The organism is Streptococcus sp. HMSC071H03, from assembly GCF_001813035.1.
In the GTDB taxonomy this organism is placed as follows: Bacteria; Bacillota; Bacilli; order Lactobacillales; family Streptococcaceae; genus Streptococcus; species Streptococcus anginosus.
On sequence record NZ_KV811162.1, the window covers coordinates 182,893 to 209,402 of the forward strand.

The 26,510-nt window shown below is 39.8% G+C and carries 23 protein-coding genes and 3 pseudogenes; 5 read left to right on the plus strand and 21 right to left on the minus strand.

Annotation, left to right across the window (positions count from 1 at the left end; all coding sequences use genetic code 11):
- The 6 genes and pseudogenes from HMPREF2887_RS05995 to HMPREF2887_RS06020 form a co-directional block, all read right to left on the minus strand.
- Positions 1 to 1,817, minus strand: a pseudogene (locus HMPREF2887_RS05995) (valine--tRNA ligase); the annotation flags it as partial.
- Between the two features lie 21 nt (positions 1,818 to 1,838).
- Positions 1,839 to 2,777 carry a ribosome-binding factor A gene (locus tag HMPREF2887_RS06000; protein ID WP_084740912.1) on the minus strand — a complete coding sequence of 313 codons (939 nt, stop codon included), beginning with the start codon at positions 2,775 to 2,777 and terminating at the stop codon, positions 1,839 to 1,841.
- Positions 2,774 to 3,352, minus strand: coding sequence for a GNAT family N-acetyltransferase (locus HMPREF2887_RS06005; RefSeq protein WP_084740915.1), 579 nt, complete (start codon positions 3,350 to 3,352; stop codon positions 2,774 to 2,776). Before HMPREF2887_RS06005 ends, HMPREF2887_RS06000 begins: the two co-directional genes overlap by 4 nt.
- 340 nt (positions 3,353 to 3,692) lie before the next feature.
- On the minus strand, positions 3,693 to 3,947 hold the full coding sequence (locus tag HMPREF2887_RS06010) for a DUF1912 family protein (RefSeq protein WP_003036340.1): 255 nt from the start codon (positions 3,945 to 3,947) through the stop codon (positions 3,693 to 3,695).
- A 10-nt stretch (positions 3,948 to 3,957) separates the two neighbouring features.
- Positions 3,958 to 5,322, minus strand: coding sequence for a DUF438 domain-containing protein (locus tag HMPREF2887_RS06015; RefSeq protein WP_084740917.1), 1,365 nt, complete (start codon positions 5,320 to 5,322; stop codon positions 3,958 to 3,960).
- Positions 5,322 to 5,555: a DUF1858 domain-containing protein gene (locus HMPREF2887_RS06020; protein ID WP_003025778.1), complete on the minus strand. Its 234-nt coding sequence runs from the start codon at positions 5,553 to 5,555 to the stop codon at positions 5,322 to 5,324. The genes HMPREF2887_RS06015 and HMPREF2887_RS06020 overlap by 1 nt, the downstream gene beginning before the upstream one ends.
- A 312-nt stretch (positions 5,556 to 5,867) precedes the next feature.
- Here HMPREF2887_RS06020 and HMPREF2887_RS06025 point away from each other — a divergent pair, with 312 nt between their 5' ends.
- Positions 5,868 to 6,800, plus strand: a complete 933-nt coding sequence (locus tag HMPREF2887_RS06025; RefSeq protein ID WP_057489580.1) for a nitronate monooxygenase — start codon at positions 5,868 to 5,870, stop codon at positions 6,798 to 6,800.
- Between the two features lie 290 nt (positions 6,801 to 7,090).
- Here HMPREF2887_RS06025 and HMPREF2887_RS06030 read toward each other — a convergent pair.
- Together HMPREF2887_RS06030 and rlmD are read right to left on the minus strand one after the other, a co-directional pair.
- Positions 7,091 to 7,507, minus strand: a pseudogene (locus tag HMPREF2887_RS06030) (cytidine deaminase family protein).
- Between the two features lie 70 nt (positions 7,508 to 7,577).
- Positions 7,578 to 8,936, minus strand: coding sequence for a 23S rRNA (uracil(1939)-C(5))-methyltransferase RlmD (rlmD, locus tag HMPREF2887_RS06040; RefSeq protein WP_084740921.1), 1,359 nt, complete (start codon positions 8,934 to 8,936; stop codon positions 7,578 to 7,580).
- Positions 8,937 to 8,992: 56 nt separating this feature from the next.
- Here rlmD and HMPREF2887_RS06045 point away from each other — a divergent pair, with 56 nt between their 5' ends.
- The 4 genes from HMPREF2887_RS06045 to HMPREF2887_RS06060 all read left to right on the plus strand — a co-directional run bounded on the left by HMPREF2887_RS06045 (position 8,993) and on the right by HMPREF2887_RS06060 (position 11,665).
- A complete protein-coding gene (locus HMPREF2887_RS06045) occupies positions 8,993 to 9,769 on the plus strand; it encodes an aminoglycoside 3'-phosphotransferase (protein ID WP_003025794.1) in 777 nt (258 codons plus the stop codon).
- Between the two features lie 62 nt (positions 9,770 to 9,831).
- A complete protein-coding gene (gene recX / locus HMPREF2887_RS06050) occupies positions 9,832 to 10,608 on the plus strand; it encodes a recombination regulator RecX (RefSeq protein WP_003025796.1) in 777 nt (258 codons plus the stop codon).
- A gap of 86 nt (positions 10,609 to 10,694) precedes the next feature.
- Positions 10,695 to 11,228 (plus strand): nucleoside tri-diphosphate phosphatase, encoded by a 534-nt coding sequence (locus HMPREF2887_RS06055; protein ID WP_003025799.1) that lies wholly within the window; start codon positions 10,695 to 10,697, stop codon positions 11,226 to 11,228.
- Between the two features lie 119 nt (positions 11,229 to 11,347).
- Complete coding sequence (locus tag HMPREF2887_RS06060; RefSeq protein ID WP_041784094.1) at positions 11,348 to 11,665, plus strand: DUF960 domain-containing protein; 318 nt, start codon at positions 11,348 to 11,350, stop codon at positions 11,663 to 11,665.
- 125 nt (positions 11,666 to 11,790) lie between these two features.
- Here the strand turns inward: HMPREF2887_RS06060 and HMPREF2887_RS06065 are convergent, their stop codons facing one another.
- The 13 genes and pseudogenes from HMPREF2887_RS06065 to HMPREF2887_RS06125 all read right to left on the minus strand — a co-directional run bounded on the left by HMPREF2887_RS06065 (position 11,791) and on the right by HMPREF2887_RS06125 (position 26,311).
- Positions 11,791 to 12,165 (minus strand): S1 RNA-binding domain-containing protein, encoded by a 375-nt coding sequence (locus HMPREF2887_RS06065; protein ID WP_021001363.1) that lies wholly within the window; start codon positions 12,163 to 12,165, stop codon positions 11,791 to 11,793.
- 1 nt (position 12,166) lies between these two features.
- Positions 12,167 to 13,567, minus strand: coding sequence for a bifunctional Cof-type HAD-IIB family hydrolase/peptidylprolyl isomerase (locus tag HMPREF2887_RS06070; protein WP_084740924.1), 1,401 nt, complete (start codon positions 13,565 to 13,567; stop codon positions 12,167 to 12,169).
- Between the two features lie 39 nt (positions 13,568 to 13,606).
- Entirely contained in the window at positions 13,607 to 14,239 is a 633-nt protein-coding gene (locus HMPREF2887_RS06075) for a response regulator transcription factor (protein WP_003025807.1), read from the minus strand.
- 1 nt (position 14,240) lies between these two features.
- Complete coding sequence (locus HMPREF2887_RS06080) at positions 14,241 to 15,236, minus strand: envelope stress sensor histidine kinase LiaS (protein WP_084740927.1); 996 nt, start codon at positions 15,234 to 15,236, stop codon at positions 14,241 to 14,243.
- Positions 15,233 to 15,930: pseudogene (liaF, locus tag HMPREF2887_RS06085) on the minus strand (cell wall-active antibiotics response protein LiaF). The gene HMPREF2887_RS06080 and the pseudogene liaF overlap by 4 nt, the downstream one beginning before the upstream one ends.
- A gap of 260 nt (positions 15,931 to 16,190) precedes the next feature.
- Entirely contained in the window at positions 16,191 to 18,065 is a 1,875-nt protein-coding gene (pknB, locus tag HMPREF2887_RS06090) for a Stk1 family PASTA domain-containing Ser/Thr kinase (RefSeq protein WP_021001359.1), read from the minus strand.
- Entirely contained in the window at positions 18,062 to 18,802 is a 741-nt protein-coding gene (locus HMPREF2887_RS06095; protein WP_003025814.1) for a Stp1/IreP family PP2C-type Ser/Thr phosphatase, read from the minus strand. The genes pknB and HMPREF2887_RS06095 overlap by 4 nt, the downstream gene beginning before the upstream one ends.
- A gap of 18 nt (positions 18,803 to 18,820) precedes the next feature.
- Complete coding sequence (gene rsmB / locus HMPREF2887_RS06100) at positions 18,821 to 20,134, minus strand: 16S rRNA (cytosine(967)-C(5))-methyltransferase RsmB (RefSeq protein WP_021001358.1); 1,314 nt, start codon at positions 20,132 to 20,134, stop codon at positions 18,821 to 18,823.
- Positions 20,124 to 21,059, minus strand: a complete 936-nt coding sequence (fmt, locus tag HMPREF2887_RS06105) for a methionyl-tRNA formyltransferase (protein WP_021001357.1) — start codon at positions 21,057 to 21,059, stop codon at positions 20,124 to 20,126. The genes rsmB and fmt overlap by 11 nt, the downstream gene beginning before the upstream one ends.
- Positions 21,060 to 21,132: 73 nt before the next feature.
- The gene (locus HMPREF2887_RS06110; protein WP_041784002.1) at positions 21,133 to 23,514 is read right to left on the minus strand and encodes a primosomal protein N'; all 2,382 of its coding nucleotides are present in this window, start codon (positions 23,512 to 23,514) and stop codon (positions 21,133 to 21,135) included.
- Between the two features lie 58 nt (positions 23,515 to 23,572).
- A complete protein-coding gene (rpoZ, locus tag HMPREF2887_RS06115; RefSeq protein WP_003031464.1) occupies positions 23,573 to 23,887 on the minus strand; it encodes a DNA-directed RNA polymerase subunit omega in 315 nt (104 codons plus the stop codon).
- 25 nt (positions 23,888 to 23,912) lie between these two features.
- Positions 23,913 to 24,539 (minus strand): guanylate kinase, encoded by a 627-nt coding sequence (gene gmk / locus HMPREF2887_RS06120; RefSeq protein WP_021001355.1) that lies wholly within the window; start codon positions 24,537 to 24,539, stop codon positions 23,913 to 23,915.
- Between the two features lie 164 nt (positions 24,540 to 24,703).
- A complete protein-coding gene (locus tag HMPREF2887_RS06125) occupies positions 24,704 to 26,311 on the minus strand; it encodes a ribonuclease Y (RefSeq protein WP_003025825.1) in 1,608 nt (535 codons plus the stop codon).
- Positions 26,312 to 26,510 lie beyond the last annotated feature (199 nt).

Here is a 26,510-nt window from a genome sequence, read left to right on the forward strand (position 1 = left end):
CCCGGCTGTACCAGCCACAACTTTTGCAACATTTTCACTCGCTTGGTCAAGTGTCAACTCTTCATTGTTCATCAAAATATAACGAGAAATGTTCCAGATTTTGTTAATGAAGTTCCAAGCGGCATCCATTTTTTCGTAAGAAAAACGCACGTCTTGACCTGGTGCAGAACCGTTTGATAAGAACCAACGAAGCGCGTCAGCACCATATTTTTCGATAACATCCATTGGGTCAATCCCGTTGCCTAGGGATTTGGACATCTTGCGGCCTTGTTCATCACGGATGAGACCATGGATGAGGGCATTTTTGAATGGCGACTTGCCAGTAAATTCCAAACCTTGGAAAATCATCCGAGATACCCAGAACGGGATAATATCATAGCCAGTCACCAAGGTTGATGTTGGATAATAGCGCTTGAAGTCTGCAGACTCCACATCCGGCCAACCCATTGTGGAGAATGGCCATAGGGCTGAACTGAACCAAGTGTCAAGCACATCTTCATCTTGAGTCCATCCGTCACCTTCTGGAGCTTCTTCACCAACGTACATGTCACCTTCAACATTGTACCATGCTGGGATTTGATGCCCCCACCAGAGCTGACGAGAAATAACCCAGTCATGAACATTTTCCATCCATTGAAGGAAAGTATCATTGAAACGCGGTGGATAAAAGTCCACTTTGTCGTCTGTGTCTTGGTTGGCAATAGCATTTTAGCTAATTGATCCATTTTAACAAACCATTGAGTTGATAGACGTGGTTCAACCATAACCCCTGTACGTTCTGAGTGACCAACGCTGTGAACCATTTTTTCGATTTCAACAAGCGCACCGATTTCTTCCAATTTTTTAACAACAGCTTTGCGAGCTTCAAAGCGGTCCATACCAGCAAATTCACCAGCAAGTTCGTTCATTGTACCGTCATCATTCATGACGTTGATTTGTGGCAAGTTATGACGCTGACCAACTAAGAAGTCATTAGGGTCGTGTGCTGGAGTGATTTTAACCACACCAGTACCAAATTCTGGGTCAGCGTGTTTATCACCAACGATTGGAATAGCTTTGTTAACGATTGGAAGGATGACATTTTGACCAATCAAATCTTTGTAACGGTCATCATTTGGGTTAACCGCAACGGCAACGTCACCGAACATTGTTTCAGGACGAGTTGTGGCAACTTCAAGGCTACGTGAACCATCTTCCAACATATAGTTCATGTGGTAGAAAGCACCTTCGACATCTTTGTGGATAACTTCAATATCAGAAAGGGCTGTACGAGCTTTTGGATCCCAGTTAATGATAAATTCACCACGATAAATCCAACCTTTTTTGTAAAGTTCTACGAAAACTTTACGAACCGCTTTTGACAAACCTTCATCAAGGGTGAAACGTTCACGTGAGTAGTCAACAGAGATACCCATTTTACCCCATTGTTGTTTGATTGTTGATGCGTATTCATCTTTCCATTCCCAGACTTTATCAAGAAATTTTTCACGACCAAGGTCGTAACGTGAGATACCATCTTCAGCAAGGCGTGCCTCAACTTTAGCTTGTGTAGCGATACCAGCGTGGTCCATACCAGGAATCCAAAGGGTATCGAAGCCCTGCATACGTTTTTGACGGATGATAATATCTTGCAAAGTCGTATCCCAAGCGTGACCAAGGTGAAGTTTACCAGTTACATTTGGTGGTGGAATCACGATAGAGTAAGGCTTAGCCTTCTTATCTCCAGACGGCTTGAAAACATCCTCATCTAACCATTTTTGATAACGCCCAGCCTCAACCTCAGCTGGGTTATATTTTGGTGAAAGTTCTTTTGACATAATGTGTCTCCTAAATTTATATTATTCTTTATTAACTAGTTTTACAATTCCAATTTCACTAAGATGCACATAAATTGCATCAATATCTGCTAATCCCAGTAAAGGTCTTGTTGTGATATTAGCTGGATTGTACTTTAAATTGTATTTTGTTCTTTCAACTATACAGTATTTTTTATGTACTAATCCAAAATTTTCAAGTGAAAGTTTTAAATTTATTAAATTACAATGGTGTATATTCAAAAGAAATTTATTATATTCACCATATAAAATCGTAATTGCTTCCATATAAGATTTAACCAACTCAACTGCATCAATATCATTTCTTGCCTCTATTTCATTGCGCAATTTTTTCCAATTGAAACTAGAATTTAATAAATAGTCTTTTTCAATCCAAAGACTAATAATTGCCTTTTCGTCATCGACGTAATCTTGTTTCTTATGAAGTGCAGAGATTGGAATTCCAACATGTTGTGAAAAATTTCTAAGATTATAGCAAAATCGATAAGCAAAACTATTGTCATATTGTTGACTAGTAAGTTTATGAAATTTTTTAAATTTTTGCCTATGTTTTGTTTTTATCTGATTTTCAGCAAAATCAACAAATAATTTTCCACTAGAAAGTAAGTGCATCATGAAACGATTTACATCAAGCTCATTAGTCCCCTTATTTTTCTTCTCTAACTCAGAATTCAACTTCAAAAAATCAAAAACGTCCGAAATAAACATTTTATACATTACTTTAAGTCTTTCAAATTCCTGTTGAATGTTGGAAATTTGATTAGAAATTTCTATTAAATCTTCCTTATTAATTGGAAATTCAGTAATAACCAAATTATTTTGTTCAGAATCCATTTCATAGCATCCCAGACTTTCAATAACATCAGTATCTTTCAAATGAGAATATTTTTCATCGATTCCTTTTATTTGTTCTTCTGTTAAAATAGAATTTTCTATAATCATCTCCCCTCCCACTCACTTTTCAGCAATCCATAACGCAATAAATCACAGCGTTTGCCTTGTGCGTCTTTGCGGTCACGAATGCGAGATTCGAGGGTGAAGCCAAGTTTTTCAGCAATACGCTGGCTTGCTTTGTTGTATCCATAACATTCAATTTCGATTTTGCAGAGATTGAGTAGGGTGAAGCCAACTTCCAACAGCGCACGCGCAGCTTCTGTCACAATCCCTTGCCCCCAATAATCTGGGTGAAGCAAATAGCCCATTTCAAGAACATCATCAGCATGGCGATGATTAAAATCAATCGAGCCAATGACTTCATCTGTTCCTTTCAAGCAGATACCATAACCAGACGGTATTTTTTGATCAATCCAGCGCTTTGGCATAATGTTTTCGAGATAATTTTCCTCTTCTTCCACGCTTTCTGCAGGTGGAAAACCAGCTGGCCAAGTCACCTCTGGCAAACTCGCATAAGCAAAAATCTCTTTAGCATCTGAGACTAGACGTTGGCGCAAATACAGCCGCTCTGTTTCAATATCAGGAAGTTTATTGTCTTCAATTTGACCTAAAATATTTATCATAATTCCTCTCCCCGTTCCGCTTATAAAAATTCGTCCCTGCCATACATGACAGGGACGAATGTTTTTATCCGCGGTACCACCCAATTTCGGGCAGACGCCCGCAACTCTGGTCTTCTTGTTCATCTTTTATTACGTTGTTAGCTCGCTTAGATGTACGCCAGTACAGCCCGCAACTCGCTGCTTAGTCCTAAAAGTAAACAAAAAGACACCATTATTTCATTTTTAGCCTTAGCAACCAGTTTTGACATTTGTGCGGATTTCTCAGCAGTGCCGCTTTCTGTGACAAATGGGATTCAAAACACCTCTAATGCATTTAGTTTAACATGTTTTCTAGAGAAAATCAATAATTTCTCTGCCCAAAAAGTCCGTCTGGTAGGTCATGAAATCCCTTGCCCTCTTGATAGTTGGCAAATTTCCCCAATAAAAACTGATAAGCATCCAGACGACTCTCATAACGAATCGCGGCTTCTTTAGCGCGTTCATCTTGGTCTTCTTCATAGACTTTTTGACTCTCTTGAAGAGCCATTTCGTTGATTGCCACCTGAGTTTTGACCCAAGCTTCAAAATCCTTTAAAAATTCCTGTTCGTACGTCATCATATTCCTTCTAATCTACTCCTCGGTAGAAATCTTCTTCAATATCACGGAAAGGCTGAATATCTTGGACATATTCCAGCACACCTTGAAATTCTCCTGCTTCATCTCTCACTGCCGCATACGTCACATGAACAAATTTATCCCGCGACTCAGACTTGAACCACATAACAAACTTGTCTCGCTTGCCTTCACGCAATTCCTTAAAAATAAAGCGAACTTTCTCCAAAAACTTAGGCGGGTGGCACAGCTCGACATTGCGCCCCACTTGACCCGGCGTCCGTTTGAAAATCATCTCATCAGCTGGCACACTGTCATTGTAGTACTGGAAAATATCCTCCTTATTAACAAAGGTAATCTCCATTGGCAGATGATTGAGAATCAAATTAGCCTCTTCCACTGATAAATAGCCATGTCCAAACGGCTGTTGGTTCTGCCGATCAAAATTGTTTTCTGCCTTTTTCTTTTTTGGTTTAAAGGAAATAATGACCTGCCCATCAGGCGTCTCAATGACTTGCTGAATAGTACCGTCTGACACAAACTCGTCACGGGCTGCCGCTTCGCTTCCAGTCTTCTCAGCAGTCTCTTTTTCTGCCTCCGTGAATGATTGACGATCTGGTACCCATTTCTCAGTCGGCTTGATAATCGCATAACCGTAGGCACCACTTTCTTCTGCAATTTTCAACCAATCGTCCTGTGTGAAAGATTCCAGCAAAATCATAAGCAAGATGGACTCTTCCTTGAAAATCATCGCTTCAAACTCAGCTGCAAAATTTTCAAATGTTGCTCGAACTTGCTCGATACCTAGGTTAGACAAATCTTCAGCAGCAGTCTTTGCTTCCTGAAAAAGCTCTCGAATCTGGTCGTCCACACCCCACATAACCTTGGGTGGTGAGTCATGACCGTATTTCTCCATAATCGGAAACATCAGCTCTTCCTTGCGCTGATAATGAATGTCAAATTGACCGACCAAGCCCAGCTGGCGCATCAACCCCTTTTCCAACTCTGTCTTCATTTCTGCATCATCTGTTTGAGCATAGGTATCAAGGAGGCGCCGGATCCGCAACAGAGCCGCTCTCAGAGCCAGATTTTCCTGCTTAAAAATTTGAACTGGATGTCCTGGATGATCTGTGTCAGCCACTTCTACATTTTTCACTGCTCCCTTAAAAAGATTCGCATGAACATTGCAAAGCGACATAACATCCTCAAAGGTTACACCCGTATCCGAGTTCATCAGTTCGTGCTCCATAAGACTGATCTCAATAGCCGAAACACCTGTAAAATGCTTGTTAAACTGCTCTTGAACCTCTTCTGCTGTTGCACCATGGTGCAAATCCAGCAAAATGGATTTCAAAATCTCAATTCGTTCATCTGCCATTAGTCTAGCCCCACCACTTCATAGCCATTTGCTTCTAATGTCATGACAATTTTATCCATAGGGGTTCCCTCTAACTTAGAACCTTGCTTTAACGACACCTTGCGACCAACCGTATTGCGCATGATTGGATTGGCAAGCGGTTTAAAACCCAGTTCCACCAAAATTTCTAACACTTCTGGGTGCTTGTCAACTACTTCTGCCACAGGAATTGATACATCAATGATGTTGTCCATACTTCACCTCATGAACATTTTTCTATTATTATAACACAAAAAGCGGTTGCTTTCTAAGCAAAATCAACACATTCCTTATCTTTGCCTCATTCCATTTTTTGGAATCAATCATCATCTATAACTATTTTTAATATAGTATAAGTAATTGTTATAATAAAATGATTTTGTATTTTTCACAAATAAAATAATTGATAGCCCCTCTTTTTAAAGCAAAATATTTCACAAACAAAAGAAAATTTATTAAATCACGGATTTGAAAACGTTTTTATAATCGTGATATAATAATTTCAAAAACAGGATGAAGGAGATAGTATGTCTATTACAACTTTATTAAACATCAAATATCCAATTTTTCAAGGTGCTATGGCGCAAATTTCTCACTATCGGTTGGCTGCTGCTGTTTCAGAAGCGGGTGGCTTGGGGATTATTGCTTCAGGTAGTATGACTGGCGACCAATTGCGCGAAGAAATTCGTGAATTGCGTAAACTCACAGACAAACCATTCGCTGTTAATGTGATGCTGATGCTGAAAAATGTCGAAGAGCTTGTGAATGTTATCATCGAAGAAAAAGTTCCTATTGTGACAACTGGTGCTGGCACCCCTAAATTTATTCTGCCTGCTCTCAAAGAAGCAGGTATCAAGGTTATTCCGGTCATTGCCAGCGTGAAACATGCTAAAAAAATGCAAGAATTAGGTGTTGACGCTGTTATCGCTGAAGGATCTGAATCGGGTGGTCATATCGGTAGCACCAATACCATGGCTTTGCTGCCACAAATTACTGATGCAGTTGATATTCCCGTGATTGGTGCAGGAGGTATTGCAGACGGTCGCGGGCTTGCTGCTGCTTTCGTTTTAGGCGCACAAGGAGTTCAACTCGGTACGGTATTTCTCGCATCAGAAGAATGCCCAATCGCTGAAAGTTATAAAGAAGCAGTTCTCAAGGCAAATGATACAGATACAGCTGTCACAGGCAGGAGGGCGGGTGCCCCCGTTCGTTGTATCCGAAACGAAATGACAGACCATTATATAGAACTTGAAAATAAAGGTACCAGCCGTGAGGAACTGGAAGAGATTACTATTGGAGCTCTCTCAAAAGCTGTATATGACGGAGACACAAAAAACGGCTCCATGATGTGCGGTCAAATTGCTGGTATGATAAAAGAAATCCGACCATGCAAAGAAATCATTGAAACAATCGTCTCAGATGCACAAAAAGCATTGGAAAACACAGAGATTTCCTTGTAAAATCGAAAAAACTTGTAGAAAATGATCTCTACAAGTTTTTCTATTGCTGAAGTAGTTGAAAATATTTGTGTTTCATTTTACTGCTCAACTTCTGTCGCCTATTTGTCATCTGCCTTAAACTAGGCTCACTCATGAACAAGTCATTCTATCCCATTTACCAAATGCTATAAAATATCAATAGCATTGCTACAGGATACCTTCTTTGCAATTTTTACATCCTGATTCTTTGAACTTTCGTTGTTAGAAAGTGCCTCGTATATTATTCTAACATACAGTAAAAGTGTTTCATATCATTTCCCGTCATTTTCAGTACGTTCTTGTCCCCACCAGTAAGGCATGAGTTCTCCCAAAGTAATCGTTTCGCGTTTTTCAAAATCCAACATAAACTCCAGATGACGATTTTCAGGATTCAACTCCATTAGAAATTCTCTACACGCCCCACAAGGCATACCAGAACATCCGCCATAAGGCGGTTTATCACGAAAAGCCAATACTCGTTTCATTTTTGTCTGTCCAGAATACTGATACATATTAAAAGCTGCTGCCCTTTCAGCGCAGAGATGAAAAACACCACATTTATTGATAGCAACTTCGTTGATTTTATCTGCAACCTCCAACAGCCCTCAAGCTGTTGGAGCAAAGAAAAAGCCGGTATAAATCTTTCCATCCTCTGCTTCAATAGCTGCTACAACATGATTAGCGTACACAAAGGGTGATACCTCATGCGGATTATAGAGCTACTTAGCTTCTTCATACATTTTTTCCCAAATATCCATTCTAAGCCTCTTTCCTTATCAACTTCACTACAGCCTCGGTCCTAGCTGTGTGCGGAAACATATCCACCGATTGGATATAATGGACATCATAGATCTTGCTTAATTGCACCAAATCTCTGGCTAGACTAGAGACATTACAAGAGACATAAACCATTTTCTTTGGTGCATAACGAACAATCGTTTCAAGCAGCTTATCATCTAAGCCAGTCCGTGGCGGATCCACAATCAAAGCATCTGCCCGATAGCCTTCCTTATACCAACGAGGAATAATGCTTTCAGCAGTCCCAGCTTCATAATGAGCATTGTCAAATCCCATTTTCTTGGCATTTCGCTTAGCATCCTCAATAGCTTCTGGTATAATATCCATGCCACGAAGAGACTTCACTTTTTTAGCAAAAGCAAAGCCAATCGTTCCCACGCCACAGTATGCATCAATCAAATGATCTTCCGAATTGACATCCAAGGCCTTAAGTGCTTCACTGTAAAGCACCTCTGTTTGCTCTGGATTGAGCTGGTAAAAAGCCCGAGGCGATAAGGAAAACTCGTAATCCAAAACACCTTCTTGAATTGTCTCTTTTCCCCAGATAATTTCCGTCTTATCTCCATAAATTTCACTTGATTTTGTCGTATGGTAATTGACCGCCACTGTTTCTAATTCTGGAAATTCTGCTGTTAAATCTCGAATGACTGGAGAGAAGTCCAACTTCTTTCCCGTAACAAAAATCATCTGCACCTGTCCCGTTTTCCGAGCCCTGCGAATCATGACTGTCCGAACGCCGGCTCTCCTGCGCTCATCATAGATAGGAAGATTGTACTTTCCCAAAAGGAGAGCCACTTTATTGATGATTTTCTGCGTTACTTTATCTTGAACCAGACAATTTTTCAAAGAAATCAGATAATGAGAATTCTGCGCATAAAGCCCTGCTTTGACTTCATCTCCTAATTTCCGTGTCTGAAATTGAAGCTTAGCCCGATAGTAAAGTGGTTCTTGCATTCCAATCGTTGGACGAATCTCGTAGTTTTCATAACCAGCTGGTGCAAATTTTTTCAAAGCCTGACGCAGCAGATCTGTCTTAAATTCTAACTGTTTGTCATAATGCAAGTGCATAATCTGGCAGCCCCCGCATTTTTCATAAATCTCACAAGGAGGCTCTACTCGATACTTAGAGCGTTTGTTAATCGTCAACAGTTTTGCTTCGACAAAATTACGCTTAACCGTCGTGATTTGACAAAAAATATCCTCACCTTTTAAAGCACCTGGTACAAAGACCAATGTCTTTTTATAAAATCCAATCCCTTCCCCGTTGATTCCCATTTTTTTGATTTTCAAGGGGATTTTTTGTTTTACTTTCAGATTCATAAGCCTATTATACCATGCCAACACGATAATGTTGAGAATATGGTACAATAATCAGTATGAAAAAAGAAAAAGTAACTCTCACAATTTCTCAATTCCCAGAAGAATTACGAATATATACAGAGAAAGCCACTTTGTATGACAGTTCTTCCCACTCAGGCGCAACCGTGCTTTATCTAGACACAGGCTACTATCTTAAAATAGACCAAAAAGGAAAGCTAGCACGAGAGGCACAATGTGCTAAATGGTTTGACAAACAAGGGCTCGGTGTTCCTGTCCTGACATACATCAGCCAAGACAAGGACTACTTGCTCACTAAAGAAGCCTCCGGCATATCAGGATTGGAAGTGCTAGACCAACCAGAAGTCCTCTGCCAAACCATGGCAACAGCGCTAAGACAGCTCCATAACCTCCAACCAGTCCACTTTCCCACAAACTCACTTCTAAAGAACTATATTCAGCTAGCGGAAGAGAACTATCAAAAAGGGCTTTTCTATGAAAAAGCTCTCCTGCCACAATTTCAGATTCGCAGTCGAGAAGAGGCTTATCACCTCATTCAAAAGCTAGGGCACTTGCTGACTGAAGAAGTCTTTATCCATGGAGATGCCTGTCTTCCAAATTTTATCTTCACTGATGCCAGTCATTTTTCCTGCTTCATTGATGTTGGGCTATCTGGATTTAGTGATCGCCACATTGACCTTTATTGGGCTATCTGGTCACTGACTTATAATCTAGGCAATCCAAAATATGGCGACCTATTTTTGGACTACTATGGTCGAGAAAATATCAACTCCGAGAAATTACGACTTATCGCAGCTTTTGAAGCATTTGGCTAATAGTCACACTCACTATCCCATCATTAGCTCCAAATTTCACACAAGTTATCGAAAGAATGATTATGAAAATCACTAAAATTGAAAAGAAAAAGCGTCTCTATCTTTTAGAATTGGACGAAACTGACAAACTTTACATCACTGAAGATACCATCGTTCACTTTATGTTATCAAAAGGCATGAACATCAGTGAGCAAGAATTAAAAGAAATTCAGGACTACGCACAGTTTTCTTACGGAAAAAATCTAGCTCTATATTATCTTTCTTTCAAGCAAAGAACTGTCAAAGAAGTGCGGGATTATTTGACAAAACACGGGATTTCCTTAGATACCATCGAGAAAGTGCTAACGATTCTCATAAAAGATAACTGGATAGATGACAGACAATATGCTTATTCCTTTATTCATTCCAATCTTCTATCTGGTGATAAAGGTGCTTTTGTCCTCAAGCAAAAATTAGCTCAAAAAGGTATCACAGCTCCTATTATTGATGAAGAATTATGCAAATTTGATTTTACAGAAGTAAGTCAAAAAGTTGCTCAGAAATTACTCAAAAAATATCAAGGGAAGCTCCCGACAAAAGCACTTCACGATAAAATCTTACAACAGCTCATCAATAAAGGTTTTTCCTATGAAGAAGCAAAAGTGGCATACCAAAACCTCACGATAGAAGATGATGATGGAAACCAGCAAGAATTGCTTTACAAAGAATTAGACAAACAATACCGCAAGTATTCTAAAAAATACGATGGCTATGATTTAAAACAACGGCTCACCCAAGCACTCGCACGCAAAGGCTACGATTTTTCTGATATTGCTAGCGCTCTCAGAGAATATCTATAAAAAATGTAAGGTTTATTTATGTTTTTTCATGAAAATATGTTACAATAAGAGCGATAACCTGATTAATTGTAGAAAGTTGGTAGAAGATGAAGCTTCCAAAAGAAGGCGACTTTATTACAATTCAAAGTTATAAGCATAATGGAAGTCTGCACCGCACTTGGCGCGACACCATGGTACTAAAAACAACAGAAAACGCCATTATTGGTGTCAACGACCATACCTTGGTCACAGAAAGTGACGGGCGGCGTTGGGTGACACGCGAGCCAGCTATTGTCTATTTTCATAAAAAATATTGGTTTAACATTATCGCTATGATCCGCGAAAATGGGGTTTCCTACTATTGCAATCTAGCCAGCCCCTATTATCTTGATGCAGAAGCATTAAAATACATAGATTATGATTTAGATGTCAAAGTCTTCACCAATGGTGAAAAGCGATTGCTGGATGTAGATGAATACGAGCGCCACAAGCGGCAAATGAACTATTCCAATGATTTAGATTACATTCTCAAGGAGAATGTGAAAATCTTAGTAGACTGGATTAATAATGAGCGTGGACCTTTTTCACAAGCCTATGTCAATATTTGGTACAAACGTTATGTAGAGCTAAAGAATCGCTAAAGTTGCCAAGGGACCTCTGGTCCTTTTTGATTTTCAAAGAACAATTTCTTGCAATTCAAGCTTATTTTATGTATCATATAGAAAATCCTTTGATGAATGAGCACAGAAAGGAAGAAACGATGGCTTTTACAAATACACGTGGACGTTATGCCAGCTTTGGCGTTGTAACCAGTTTACCAGATGATATCGTTGACAGCTTTTGGTATATTATTGACAATTTTCTAAAAGGTGTGTTTGAATTAGATGAACTTCTTCGATTTGAACTCATCAACAACAAAGGAAAAACGACTTTTCAATTTTCACAAGAGAGCCTAGCGACTGTTGTCACTTTTGATTTTAATGACGCTTTCGATCCATTTTTTCCACGAGAAATCTTTGTGACTGACAATAATGGTAAAGAAACTATTATGCTGCCAGATGAGTATACCTTGATGTAATGGTATATTAAGTAGAGCATATGTGATGATACAACCACTCCTTAATGTATGAAAACACATAAAAGCCCTCATAGAACCATTCTATTGAGGGCTTTATATTGAGTATTTAAAGTCTGCTTTGATGCTTATTCATCAGTTTCTTCTTTTGATTGATTCAGAAAATCCATTGCTTCCTTGGTCCAAGTCGGCAAATTTTTAGCGAGCGGTGCAAAACCAATCTTGTAACGGTCATTTGAAAAGCGATGGCGTTTAGGCAAATGATGCTTCTCTTCTTCCAGAGTTCTCATTGACAAACTAGCCTTACCCGAAAATTCATCATAGTCCATCACTTGCACCAAGACCTGATCGTCAACATGCAGAATTTCGTGGATATTTTCGATATAGCCTGTCCGAATTTCTGAGATATGAATCAATCCCATGTCACCCGTTTCTAGTTCCACAAAAGCACCATAAGGCTGAATACCGGTAATTCGGCCTTTTAGTTTTTCACCAATTTTCATTTTAATCCTCAACTTTAATGGTTTCAATCACAACATCTTCCAGTGGTTTATCCATTGCACCAGTTTCAACTGCTGCAATCTTATCTAACACTTGATAAGAAGCTTCATCTAATAATTGCCCAAATACAGTATGCCTGCGATCCAAATGCGGCGTTCCACCTTTGCTTGCATAGACTTCAGCAATCGGTGCTGGCCAACCACCTCGTTCCAATTCCTTTTGTGCATAAGGGATCTTGCTATTTTGCACGATGAAAAATTGACTGCCATTTGTATTTGGACCAGCATTAGCCATTGAAAGTGCTCCACGGATATTGTACAATTCTGGTGAAAATTCATCCTCAAACTTTTCACCATAAATGGATTCGCCACCCATGCCCGTACCAGTTGGGTCACCACCTTGAATCATGAAATCCTTGATAATGCGGTGGAAAATCACGCCATCATAGTAGCCATCCTTTGACAAAGCGATAAAATTCGCTACTGTCTTCGGCGCTTGCTCTGGAAATAGTTGAATTTTCAAATCTCCGTGGTTGGTTTTAATAGTCGCTTTCGGACCTTCTGTTTTTTCAATCGTCACTTGCGGAAAATGCAATTCTTTTTCTACCATTCCTAACTCCTCTAAGGCATAAAAAATGCCGTCTTCTTCTACTGTTTTTGTCACAAAGTCAGCCTTTGCTTTGATCTTTTCATGGGAAATCCCCATAGCAACGCTGATACCTGCATAATCAAACAACTCTAAGTCATTGAGTTCATCTCCAAAAACCATCACATTCTCAGGCTTCAACCCTAGATGCTCCACAACTGTCGCAACTCCAGATGCTTTTGAACCATTTGTTAGAACTACATCTGATGAATGTGGATGCCAGCGAACCAATCGTAGATGTTCTTCTAACTCTTTAGGCAATTGCAAGCTATCTCCAATATCTTCAAATGTCCACATTTGATAAACGTTGTGATCTTGATAAAAATCCGGCTGAATAGGTAAATTAGGATAAACAATATCAATGGCTTCATCAATAAGCGGTGTTCGCGTCGAAAGCGCTGCCTCATGACTACCAACGAGGCCAAAGTCAATCCCAACTTCCTTCGTCCACGCAATGTATGCCTCCACCATTTCCTTGGGAATGACATGCTGGACAACTACATTTCCTTTTTTATCCTCTACATAGGAACCATTTAAAGTGACAAAGAAATCCGGCTGCAATGCTTTCAGCTCTGGAACTACACCAAAAATCCCTCTCCCTGAAGCAATTCCTGTCAAAATTCCTTTTTCTTTTAGCTGTTTAAACACCGTTTTGATAGAGTCCGGAATATAGCCAGTATCTTTCACTCGCAACGTATCATCAATATCGAAAAAGACGATTTTGATTTTCTTGGATTTATATTTTAATTTTGCGTCCATAATCTCCCTCTAGGAATTATTCTGCTTTCTATTATACCACTAAATGTCATCTTGTGGGACAAGGTGATGTTGGAAAGCATAAACAACAGCTTGTGTACGATCGCTCACTTCTAGCTTTGATAAGATATTGGACACATGTGTTTTCACTGTCTTTAAAGAAATAAATAATTCATCTGCTATGCGTTGATTTTCATAACCTTTTGCCAGTAGTCCTAAAATATCTCGCTCACGCGCAGTCAAATCTTCGTGCAATTCAATATGATTTCGATGATATTCCACTTTTTGGCTGACCTCTGTTTCAATGGCAAGTTCACCCTTAGCTACTTTTCGGACAGCTCGTAAAATATCATCAGCACTAGATGTTTTCAGCATATATCCTTTAGCACCTGCGTCTAAAACCGGATAAATTTTTTCATTATCCAAATAAGAAGTCAAAATGAGAATTTTAGCTTCAGGCCATTCTTTCAAAATAGTAAGTGTCGCTTCAATCCCACTCATTTCAGGCATAACAATGTCCATCATAATCACATCTGGGCGCAACTCCAAAGCTTTTTCAACTCCTTCGCGACCATTTGAAGCTTCTGCCACTACATCCACATCGTCTTGTAAATCCAAATAACCTTTCAAGCCAAGTCGTACCATTTCATGGTCATCTACTAATAAAATATGCATCCTAAACTCCTTTCAATAAAGGTACACGAATGTCAATCGCTACTCCTTGTTTAGGAGCCGTTAAAATCTGAATCGTTCCTGCCATATCGTTTACTCTTTCTTCTATATTTTTCAAACCATAACTCAATTCATCAGACGAAGTGTGCTCAAAGCCAATTCCATCATCTGTCATCTTTAACTGCAATTCGTACGGTGTTTGGTATAGATAAACATCTAAATGATTTGCATTGGCATGGCGAAGCGTGTTACTGATAATTTCCTGAGCAATTCTAAAAATATGCTCCTCAATCTGTTTCGGTAATTTTTGCACATCATGGTGAAAACTTACCTCAATATCGCTTTTATCTGATAGCTCTTTCAAAATGAGGTTCAGCCCTTCAACCAAGCTTTTCCCTTCCAACTCTGTCGGCCTCAAATGTAAAAGCAAGATACGCAAATCCCTCTGAGCAGTATTTAAAATTCCTGATACGCCCGTCAATTGTTTCGATAAGGTGTCCGTATCTAAGTTCTCCACTTGCCCTGTCACACCTGATAAAATCATATTGGCAGCAAAAAGTTCTTGACTGACCGTATCATGTAAGTCACGCGCAATTCTCTTGCGTTCTTTCTCAATAATCGTCTCCTCATTTTGCAGGGCGCGGTTCTCTGACTTTTGCAGATTTTCTGTCAAATGAGTTAATTTCTCTGAAACCAGCCGAAAAGAGATATCAATTTCAGGATGATGAATTTCTTGCAATTCTCGACCTTCTAAAACATTTTTTAGGTTTGTCTGAATGGCAGATAAAGTGACCATTTGAATCACTTTAACACCTAAAATCATCAGCATCGTCAGAGATAAAGTCAGTACAATCACAAAGAAACTGAACTTTTCCAACCGCTCTACATTACTAAAAATCAGTTGCCAATCAAAATTAAATAGGCTAAAAATATAATGAATAATGATTCCTAAAATGAGTAGGGAATAAAAGCTAATCAAGAGATAGTAGACTTTTTTCATTTGCGAACCACCTCAACATTTCCTAAAAACGTTGACAGGACAATTTTGACGCTTTTATGTGCTCGCTTGAAGTCTGGTGTCGTTAGGCTGATACTTTCATTTCGCAATTCATAAACAGGTTGATCTAAAAACTGCAATTCACCATATAAATTATTCACTTTCAGGCTGACTGCCACATCAACTGGCACGATGATTTTTGTATTTCCGAAAAATTTTCGCAAAATAATCACATTGTCATGGTTTGTGATAATGACTTGTTCCAAATGAATCGTATCTTTACCCATAAGACGGAAAAGATTGATGTCATCAAATCGACAGGTATCTGATGAGCCAAAATGATGAAGATTTCCCAACCATTGATTTTTTTCACGTTTTTGTTCTACTGCATCATCAAAGATGAGATTCGTCACTCCATTTTCCTTATAAATGTAAGGATAAGCCACAATCATGCCATAAATGACCGCAAAGAGCAAGGCAGCAATAACATAAGGATTGAGCATAATAATGAAAAAGAGCAGTATGGTAGAGGTTACTAGCAGAAAATTTCCTCTTTGTTTTCCAAAATAATAATAGAGCAATAACAAGAAGAGCACCAAAAAAGAATAACACGTGAAAAATGACCAGACAAAATGGTCACTAATGCAAATGTTAATAGAATAGATTCAACAAAGATAAAAAATTGGATCTTTCTCATAGCCTCGATACCTTTCTTACTCTATTGTATCAAAAACTTACAAAAATTCCTCCGGCTAAGGTATGAAAAGAAGGGAGTGAACTGGAAGAAAATATTTTCAAGTTCTAGTTTGTAGTCCTAGAAGCTAACATTTTTATTTACAATATACTGGATAAACTTGATTGAGCAAAAACAATGCTTATCAATGATGTAAAACGAGTGCAAAAAAAGAGTGAGGGAAAATCGGTTTAACAAAACTACGATTTTATCCTCTCTCTTTTTTAATTACTTGCACTAGCACTTGTGTCTGGTGTTTTTGAGCTGCTTCCATCATTACCACTAGTTGACGAACTGCTAGAGGATGGGCTAGTTTTATCTGAGCTGCTATCAGATTGTGAACTACTTTCAGATGTTGAAGAATCTTCGGTTTTTGGCTCATATACATATAAGATAATGCGATCACTCTTCAAATTCAAAGACTGACCAGCTTCTGGGGCTTGTCTGATAATCGTATTTGCCTGTGTACCCGCTGGAGCTGTTGTAACCGTACGTTTTTCAATATTCGCACCTTGAATACCAATCACTTCCGTCAAATTATTATAAGCAAATTCATAGGTTGAACCGATATAGCTTGGCATCGTGACACTTGAAACGGACTTCGCTACTTTTAACGTGATACGTGTCTTTGAAGTCAAATCATAAGTGCTGCCTGCTGCTGGTGTTTGATCAACAACTGTTCCTGCCGCATACTCACTACTTTCAACTTCTTCTGTTTTAATTAAGCCTTTTGAAACCTTGTATTTTTGTACCAGATTGTTGATGGCATCTGCTCTTTTCTGACTTTTATAATCTTCCATAATAAAAGTTTTAGTCCCTTTTGAGACAATCAGATCCACCGTACTGCCCTCACGACGTTGCGTTCCCGCTTCTGGATTGGTGCGAATGACTGAGTCTTTTTTAACAGAATCACTGTATTCGTCTTTTTCCTTGCCAACTTTCAAACCTGCAGTTTCAATTGCAGAACGAGCTTGGGCAATAGTTTTTCCAGTAACATCTGGAATTTTTACATTTGACGGACTCAAATAGACTAAAGCCACCAGAGCTACGATGACTAAAACCACCGCTGATAACAAAACTTTATAGCGCGTTCTTAAACGGCGCTTCTTTTTTGCTTTTGGCTTAGGCGTAGGCTTACTACTGACTGCTTCTTTTGTAGGAGTAGGTGTTGACTTCGTCGCAGAAGTCAAGGTATTTTGTGATACTTTCGGCAGTGTCTTTGTGTCTGCTTTAGCAGTGTCATCAAAAACTAGTTTTTTCTCATTTCGACGGTCAGCAGATAAACAGCTTGATAAATCCACATACATTTCTGCAACAGATTGATAACGATCTGTCAATTTTTTAGCCGTTGCCTTGATGACTACATTTTCTAATGCTTGTGGAACATTTGGATTTTCAGCAATCACAGAAGGAAGAGGCTTTTGGAAATGCTGTAAAGCAATTGTAACAGCACTATCTCCGTCATAAGGGATATGTCCTGTCAGCATTTCATAGAAAATAATCCCCATGGCATAAATATCGCTCTGAACGGTCGCTTTTGAACCACGTGCCTGTTCTGGTGATAGATAATGCACAGATCCCAGCATAGAGTTGGTTTGCGTTAAGCTCGTTTCTGCAAAAGCTACCGCAATTCCAAAGTCAGTGACTTTTGCATCGCCATCTGGAGTTAAAAGGACATTTTGAGGTTTCAAATCACGGTGAACAATCCCGTGCGTGTGTGCCAAACGCATCGCCAAAAGGATTTGTCCCATGATTCGAACCGCTTCTTCATTGGACAAAGGAGCATGCTCTTTGATATAGCGCTTTAAGTCGAGTCCAGCCACATATTCCATTGCTAGATACTGCTGACCTTCTTCTTCTCCAATGTCGGTAATCCGGACAATATGAGGATGATCCAAGTCTGCCATGGCGCGTGCTTCTCTTTGAAAACGTGCTACAGCAATTGGATCCGTCTGGTAATTGGTTCTTAGAACCTTAACTGCGACTTCTTCCCCGTCTAAAATCAAGTCTTTCGCCAAGTAGACATCTGCCATGCCACCTCGACCAATTTGTTTGATGATTTTATATCGTCCGGCAAATATCTTGCCGACTTGAATCATTCTGCGTCCTCCTTATGATAATGAACCAGGGCAACTGTAATATTGTCCAGACCGCCTGCATTATTTGCAAAGCGAATCAAGGTTTCCGCTTTTTCTGAAAGAGCAATATCGCTTGTCATAATATCATAAATTTCACTTTCTGAAATCATATTGGACAAACCATCGCTATTCAAAATAATGTAATCATCATCTTCTAAGCTAATCATGCCAACATCAGGCTGCACTTCGCCTCTTTGACCGATTGATTGCGTGATGATGTTGCGTTGTGGGTGACGTTCTGCTTCCTCAGGTGTAATTTGTCCTGCTTTGAGCAATTCATTCACCAAAGAATGGTCGCTTGTCAATTGCTTGTAACTGTCCCCACGCACCAAACCAATACGAGAATCCCCTACATGGGCATAAATTGCTTGATTGCCAATAATTGCTAAGGCTTCAAGCGTCGTTCCCATGCCTTTATATTCTTCATCTTGACCAAATTGATGAACTTTTTGATTTTCTGTTTCGAGATGTTCTGCGAACCACTCACGGACACCATTAATAGAATCAATTTGAGTATCCACCCAAGCGGCACCGAGGTCTGTTACTGCCATTTCACTAGCAATATTACCGGCACGGTGACCTCCCATACCATCTGCTAAAAGAACCATTGTCATACCGGCACGATTAACAAATTGATTGGCATAATCTTGATTATTTGTACGCTTCTGACCAACATCTGTTAATAATGAAATTTCCATACTGTCAGTTTCCTCCTGTTAGGATATTCGTTTGAATTGACTGATGAAAAATCCGTCACTTCCATACAATTCTGGCGTAATTAAAATACAGCCATCTTTTAGAATATCCTGTCTATTATGTTCTAGTTTTACCTGTTTAAAATTTGGATGAGCTGCCAAAAACTGCTCAACAACTTGAAAATTTTCTTGCGAAACAATCGTACAGGTACTGTAAGTTATTATACCACCTTTTCGCAAGCTTTGACAAACACTATCCAGTATCTCAAGCTGAATTTTTTGCAACGAGGCAAAATCTGCATTTTCTTTATTGTATTTAATATCTGGTTTCCGTCGGATTAGACCAATTCCTGAACACGGCGCATCTACTAAAATTTTATCAAAGGCGTCTGCCCCAAAAGTTTCAAAAACCTTTCTCGCATCTAGCTTTTTCGTAATCACTTTATCTGCCACACCTAAGCGCTGTGCATTTTCTTTTATCAGAGCCAACTTATGCTCATAGAGATCTAATGCCGTGACCTGTCCTGTCGTTAAGTAAGAAGCAATGTGCATGGTTTTACCACCGGGTGCACTGCATGCGTCTAACACTTTTTCATCGCCGCGCAATTCAAGAGTTGGCGCGACCAATTGGCTAGACTCGTCTTGAATAGTAATAGCACCTTCTTCAAACAAGGCATGCCCTGCAAAATGACCGTGGCTTTTCACCAACGCACTCGGAGCTAATAGCGAATCTTCTGCCTGCAACAGTTGTTTTAATTCTTCTTTACGGCTTAGGTCCACTACTCGAACGCTGGCTTTATTTCGAAGAAATAAACTCTCAAAAATGGCTAGAGCTCGTTTTTCACCGTACTCTTCAATCAGCACTTTAACCAGCCAAACTGGCAGAGAATACTGAATAGAATAGCGTTTGTTTTTACGTTTAATACTGCCTATATCTGCCACACCGTCCCGCAATAGTCTTCGCAGCACTGCATTGACGAACTTTTCGCTTCCCTTTTTTCGTGCCTTTGCCAGCTCTACCGCTTCATTGACGACCGCATGCGCTGGAATTTTATCAAGATACTGTATTTGATACAAACTCATCAACAAAAGAATATAAAGCCAGGAATCCAACTTATCTCGATTTTCAATAACATGAGACAAATACCATTCTAAAGTGATTTTACGTGCAACGGTACCATATACAATTTCTGTTACAAGTCCTTTGTCTGCAGAACTTAAAGGCACTTCTAGCAAAGTCTGGTTGAGAGCAATATTGGAATAAGCTCCTTCTGAAAAAACTGCTTCTAAAACTGCAAGAGCCGTTTGCCGCGCTGTTTTTATTTTATTGACCAAAGAAATCACCTACTGATAATTGCCGTCCCAGACCATTCAGAAAATCAACGATAGTCATTTTGGACTTTCCAGCTGGCTGTACTGTTTTCAGAGAAAGTGCGCTCTCACCAGCTGCTACAATCAATTCCTTTTTCCCGATAGCAAGAATTTCTCCCGGTTGACCAGCTCCTTCTACTGGAGTAGCTTCGTAAATTTTAAAACGTTCTCCATTTAAAAGCGTATGCGCTACAGGCCACGGATACATGCCTCGAATCTGATTAAAAAGTTGTCGATTGGTCTTGGTCCAATCAATTCTCTCCTCTTCTGGTGAAATATTTGGTGAAAAGGTAACTTGATTTTTGTCTTGCGGAACTGATTTTAAATCTCCAGCTAGATAACTAGGCAAGCTCTCAAGTAGCAAATCGCGTCCGACCAACGCTAACTTTTCAAACATCGTCCCAACATTGTCTGTTTCCTCAATAGGAATCGCTCGACGCGCAATCATATCACCCGCATCCATCTCTTTGACCATTTCCATAATAGTCACACCGGCTTCTTTGTCACCATTGATAATGGCGTAGTGAATGGGAGCTCCTCCGCGATATTTTGGTAACAACGAAGCATGCACATTGACGGCAAAATTGACCGAATCTAGCAATTTGCTTGGTAAAAATTGACCGAAAGCTGCTGTGACGATACCATCAGCGTTTAAATTCATCAAACTATCTAATTCAGCACTTTTAGACAATTTCTCTGGCTGATAGATTGGTAAGCCATAGTCTAAAGCCAGTTCTTTAACAGGCGTCATGCGGATTTCTTTTTTACGTCCTACTGCGCGATCTGGCTGTGTAACTACTGCCAAAATCTCGTACTGTTTGCTTTCCAGCAATCCTTTGAGTACCGTTGCAGAAAAATCCGGCGTTCCCATAAAAATAATGTTTGTCATGGTTTCCTCATATTCTTTTTTACTATTATATCAGAAGAAGTCGTGTATTTCTTTAAAAAAGGCTAAAATAAGGCTACATAAAACTTTGTGGTTCATGGTCTATGCTTAAACGTAAGTCCTTATTGTCCTTTTCTTGTGTCCAATCCAAAATCTGATTCAACACATCTTGCAAATGCTCCTCAAAACGGTATTTAATAATCAATTGATAGTGATAGAGGTTGTGAGTGCGGGCAATCGGCTTAGGAGTTGGTCCTAATATCTGAGCCTTCTCTGACAGAGCAGAACGTATCATATTCAGCACTGTATATGACTTTTTAACAACCTCTGCTTCTATTTTATGAGACAAGGTAAGCCCCACCGTAAAATAATAAGGTGGATAGGCCAACTGCTTTCTAATACTCATTTCATAAGCATAAAAGCCCTCATAATCCTGATTTTTCGCAAAAGTAATCGCATAATGGTTCGGATTGTAACTTTGAATAATCACATGACCTTCCTTTTCAGCTCGTCCTGCACGCCCAGCAACCTGAGTTAAGAGTTGAAAGGTGCGCTCAGATGAACGAAAATCTGGCAAATTCAAAGCCGTATCCGCATTGAGCACTCCCACGAGAGTAACATTTGGAAAATCCAGACCCTTTGCAATCATCTGGGTTCCCAGCAAAATATCTGCCTGTCCGTCTCCAAACTCTTTGAGAATTTGTTCATGACTGCCCTTTTTCCGAGTAGTATCAATATCCATTCTCAAAATACGAGCCTGCGGAAAGGCTTCTGCTAATTCATCATAGGCTTTTTGCGTCCCAGTCCCATAGTAACGAATGCTCCTGCTGGAGCAATTCGGGCAACTATGAGGAATCCCTTTTGAGAAACCACAATAGTGACAATTCATGCTTTTGGTATCCATGTGCAAAGTCAAGGAAATATCACAATTTGGACAGGTATCAACTGTCCCGCATTCACGACACATGACAAAACTAGAATAGCCCCGTCGATTCAACATTAGGACAACCTGCTCTTTTCTATCTAGCTTATCTTGAATGGCTTCTAACAAAACAGGCGTGAAATTACTAGCTTCATTTTGCCCAATATAATCACGAAAATCCACAATTTCCACTTCAGGAATCTGAGCTTGCGGATTTGCTCGCTTGGTCAGTTGCAAAAAGTGATACACACCTTTGCCAGCCCGCGCTCTGCTTTCTAAACTCGGCGTCGCCGACCCCAACACCAGAATGGCTTGATTGTACTTTGCACGTAGTAAAGCGACATCTCGTGCATGATAGCGTGGATTGGAGTCTTGCTTGTAACTCGCTTCATGTTCCTCATCAATGATAATCACTCCAATATTTTTTAAAGGAGCAAAAATAGCAGAACGAGCACCAACAACCACTTGTGCTGCTCCTCGCTCAACTTTGCGCCATTCATCATACCTTTCCCCATTTGAAAGACCTGAGTGAAGAATGGCTACTTTCTTTCCAAAACGCGAAATGAAGCGGTTTGTAACTTGTGGTGTCAAGGAAATTTCAGGCACTAACATAATGGCTGTCTTGCCACGGCTGAGCGCCTCTTGAATGACCTGCAAATAAACCTCCGTCTTACCGCTACCTGTCACTCCTTCTAGCAGAAATGGCTTGCCGTCATGCCCGATCTGCTGCGTGATAGCTTGAACCGCAGCTTCCTGCTCTTCATTTAGCACCAAGGCAGAATTCGCTGAAATATTTTCAAAATAAGCCTCAGAACGACTCACCTCTTTTTCAACGATTTGCAAAGCTGCTTGCTCTATAAAATAGTGAATAATTTCCCGTGAAAATGTTTCTTTCAAATCTGCTAAACGGTGCATTCCAGTCTGAACTTGCAAAATGTCTCGCAAGGCTTGCTTTTTTTTTGCCCGATTAGGAATGACCAATTGACCTAAAATCTCGTGATTAACCTGATACCATTTTTCTGTTTTGACATGTTTTTGATCTATCGCTTGGTATTCTACCTGAATCGCTCCTTGCCGTGCCAAACGCATTACCTTAGCTTGCAGCTCTTTATCAAGCGATGAGAAATGCTGCCGATCTGCATTGCCAAAAATGAGCAGTCGATCTTCTTCATTCAAAGAGGGTTGAGCATGAAGAATTTTATCATAGCTGGAGTTCAGAAACCCCGGCAACATAGCTTTTAAAATTGAAATTTTGTAAGAAAAGACAAATTTTCTCAATTCTTCTGCCAGCCACAGCTGCTCCTTATTTAAAACTGGTGTAAAGTCTAACACTTCCACGATTTCCTTCAATTCTGTTGTCGTTTCTTCTGCTAGCTCTACGACAATCCCTTGAATCAAGCGATTGGCTTTCCCAAAAGGCACATGCACACGCATGCCAATTTCTAACATAGTCGAAAATTCTTTCGGCACCGCATAATTATAAGGTTTATCTGTCTGCATTAAAGGGACATCCACAATGACTTTTGCAATCTGCACTTTCTCACCACCTCTCATTTCTCAGTAAAAGAAAAAATAAGATTGAGCTGACCCAACCTTAAATTTTTTCACCCTCTTCTTTTTCCTTCGCAATTTGTTCTTTGATTTTACGCTCTTCTTCTTCTCTGCGCAAGCGTTCTTCCTCAGCACGCCGACGAACTGCTTCTCGCTTGCCTTCAGGATCTGGGTGAATCCCAACATTGCCAGATTCAATTTCTTCCAAAGCACGAAGTGTTGATTTGACAGACTTAAATTCTTGGGTCGGAGCTGCTCCTTCTTCCAATTCATGAGCACGTTTTGCTTCAAGAATCACCAAGGAGTATTTTGAAGGCACCTTATCAAGCAAGGTGTCAATTGAAGGTTTTAACATCATAATTCTTTACCTAATTTCTAAATTCTTATCTTACTGAAAGTTGTTCTGACAGCATATCTTGATAGTGACCGATGACACGTTCCACTCGAAAATGCTCTGCTTCAATAACGCGCTTGACGCGTTCCGCTGCTAACGGAACTTCATCATTGACAATGGCATAATCATATTCGCGCATGAGAGCAATTTCTTCTCTTGCTTTGGCAATGCGTTTGGCGATTACTTCGGCACTATCTGTTCCACGTCCCACTAAGCGATCTTGTAATTCTACCAAATCAGGTGGCGTTAAAAAGATAAAGACGGCATCCGGCACTTTTTTCTTCACCTGAAGCGCCCCTTGAACTTCAATCTCAAGGAAAACATCAATCCCTTTATCCAAAGTTTCATTCACATAGGTCAAAGGAGTTCCATAGTAGTTGCCAACATACTCTGCATACTCTAACATCTGACCTTGCCGAATCAACTCCTCAAACTCTTCTCTCGTACGGAAAAAATAATCCACCCCGTCCACTTCACCAGGACGTTGAGCACGAGTTGTCATGGACACAGAGTATTGAAACTGATTATCCGAGCTTTCAAAAATCTCACGTCGAACCGTTCCCTTCCCCACACCTGAGGGACCAGAAAAAACGATTAACAAGCCACGATCCGCCATCATATCTCCTTCATTGTCTTTCTATCTAGTGTAACAAAAAAGCAGTATTTTTTCAACTGCTTTTTAGCATAGGTAGATGCTTGTTTTCTGAGAAAACAATGCAAGTCATTCTTACCTGCCTAAAATTATACATTAGCTAGATAAACATTCATTCTTAGTAATATCTATTTCGCATAATCCACAGCACGCATTTCCCGAATAACCGTTACTTTGATATTTCCTGGATATTCGAGGTTGTTCTCAATCTTTTCACGCACATCATGAGCCAAAATAGTAATCTTATCATCTTTAATCTGACCAGGGTTGACCATAATCCGAATCTCACGCCCCGCTTGTAAGGCAAAACTATTTTTCACACCTTCAAAACTATTGGCAATTTCTTCCAAATCTTGCAGGCGCTTGATATAGCTTTCAAGGGATTCACTGCGAGCACCTGGACGAGCCGCACTAAGCGCATCAGCTGCTGCAACAATAACTGCAATCACACTTTCAGGTTCTACATCACCATGATGACTGGCAATTGTATTGACCACAATTGGATGTTCCTTATACTTACGAGCCAATTCTGTTCCAATCTCCACGTGGCTACCTTCCACTTCACGGTCAATAGCCTTTCCAATATCGTGAAGGAAGCCTGCACGGCGAGCTAAGTTAGCATTTTCACCGAGTTCACTCGCAATAACACCAGACAACTTAGCAACTTCAACAGAATGACGCAATACATTTTGCCCATATGACGTACGGAATTGCAAGCGTCCCATAATCTTCATCAAATCCGGATGTAAGTTTGGTGCACCGATTTCATAAGCTGCTGCTTCACCATATTCACGAATCTTATGATCAATTTCCAGACGATTTTTCTCTACTAATTCTTCAATGCGAGCTGGGTGGATACGACCGTCTTTCAACAAGGCTTCCATTGTCATGCGTGCAATTTCACGTCGAATAGGATCAAAACCAGATAAAGTCACCACTTCTGGTGTGTCATCAATAATGACATCAATACCCGTTAAACTTTCAAAGGTTCGAATATTCCGACCTTCACGTCCAATAATGCGACCCTTCATCGTATCATCCGGCAGATGAACTGTTGAATTGGTTTGCTCCGCAACATAGTCACCTGCAATCCGTTGCATGGCTTGGACTAAAATATCCTTTGCCATTTTATCAGAACGTTCTTTGACTTCTTGCTCTGCTTCACGAATACGCGTCGCAATTTCCTTTGATAACTTATCCTCAGTCTGAGTGAGAATGATATCTCTGGCTTCAGTTTGTGAAAGTGAAGCAACACGCTCTAATTCTGCTTCTTTGTGCTGCTCCAACTCTGTCAGTTTGTTTTCACGCGCCTCAAGGTTTTTGTTTCTATCAGAAATACTTTGTTCTTTCTGCTCGAGTGTTTTTTCTTTGTTGGTCAAATTGTCATCTTTACGATCAAGACTTGTCGCACGTTCTGTCAAACGACTTTCCAATTGCTTCAATTCTTGACGATCAGATTTAAATTCTGCCTCAACTTCTTCTCGATATTTTCTGGCTTCTTCTTTTGCCTCTAACAGTGCTTCTTTTTTAAGGGATTTACTTTCGCGCTTCACTTCTTTTAATAACAAATCCGCTTCGCGCTCAGCTTGTCCACGTAAATTAGTTGCTTCTTGTTCAGCATTTAAAAGAGTAAGTTCCGCAGCTTCTTTCGCAGATTTCATGCGAACTGTGATACTTACATATCCAATGACTAAACCAATGATGACGGCAAAAACACCTGCAAAAATCATTTCCATGTTTTTACCTCAAATTATTGATATTGAATTGTAAAATTCTTAATTATTTTATCATAAAAATCGATTTTTCACAAACTAAATTCTTATAAATACGTGACTGTTTTCACATTCTTTTTTGCAAATCCTTTTTCCTGACAGGCTTTGTTAAGTAGAAATTTTTTTCTTTGCTAGAGCAAAATATGGTATAATTTATTAAAAG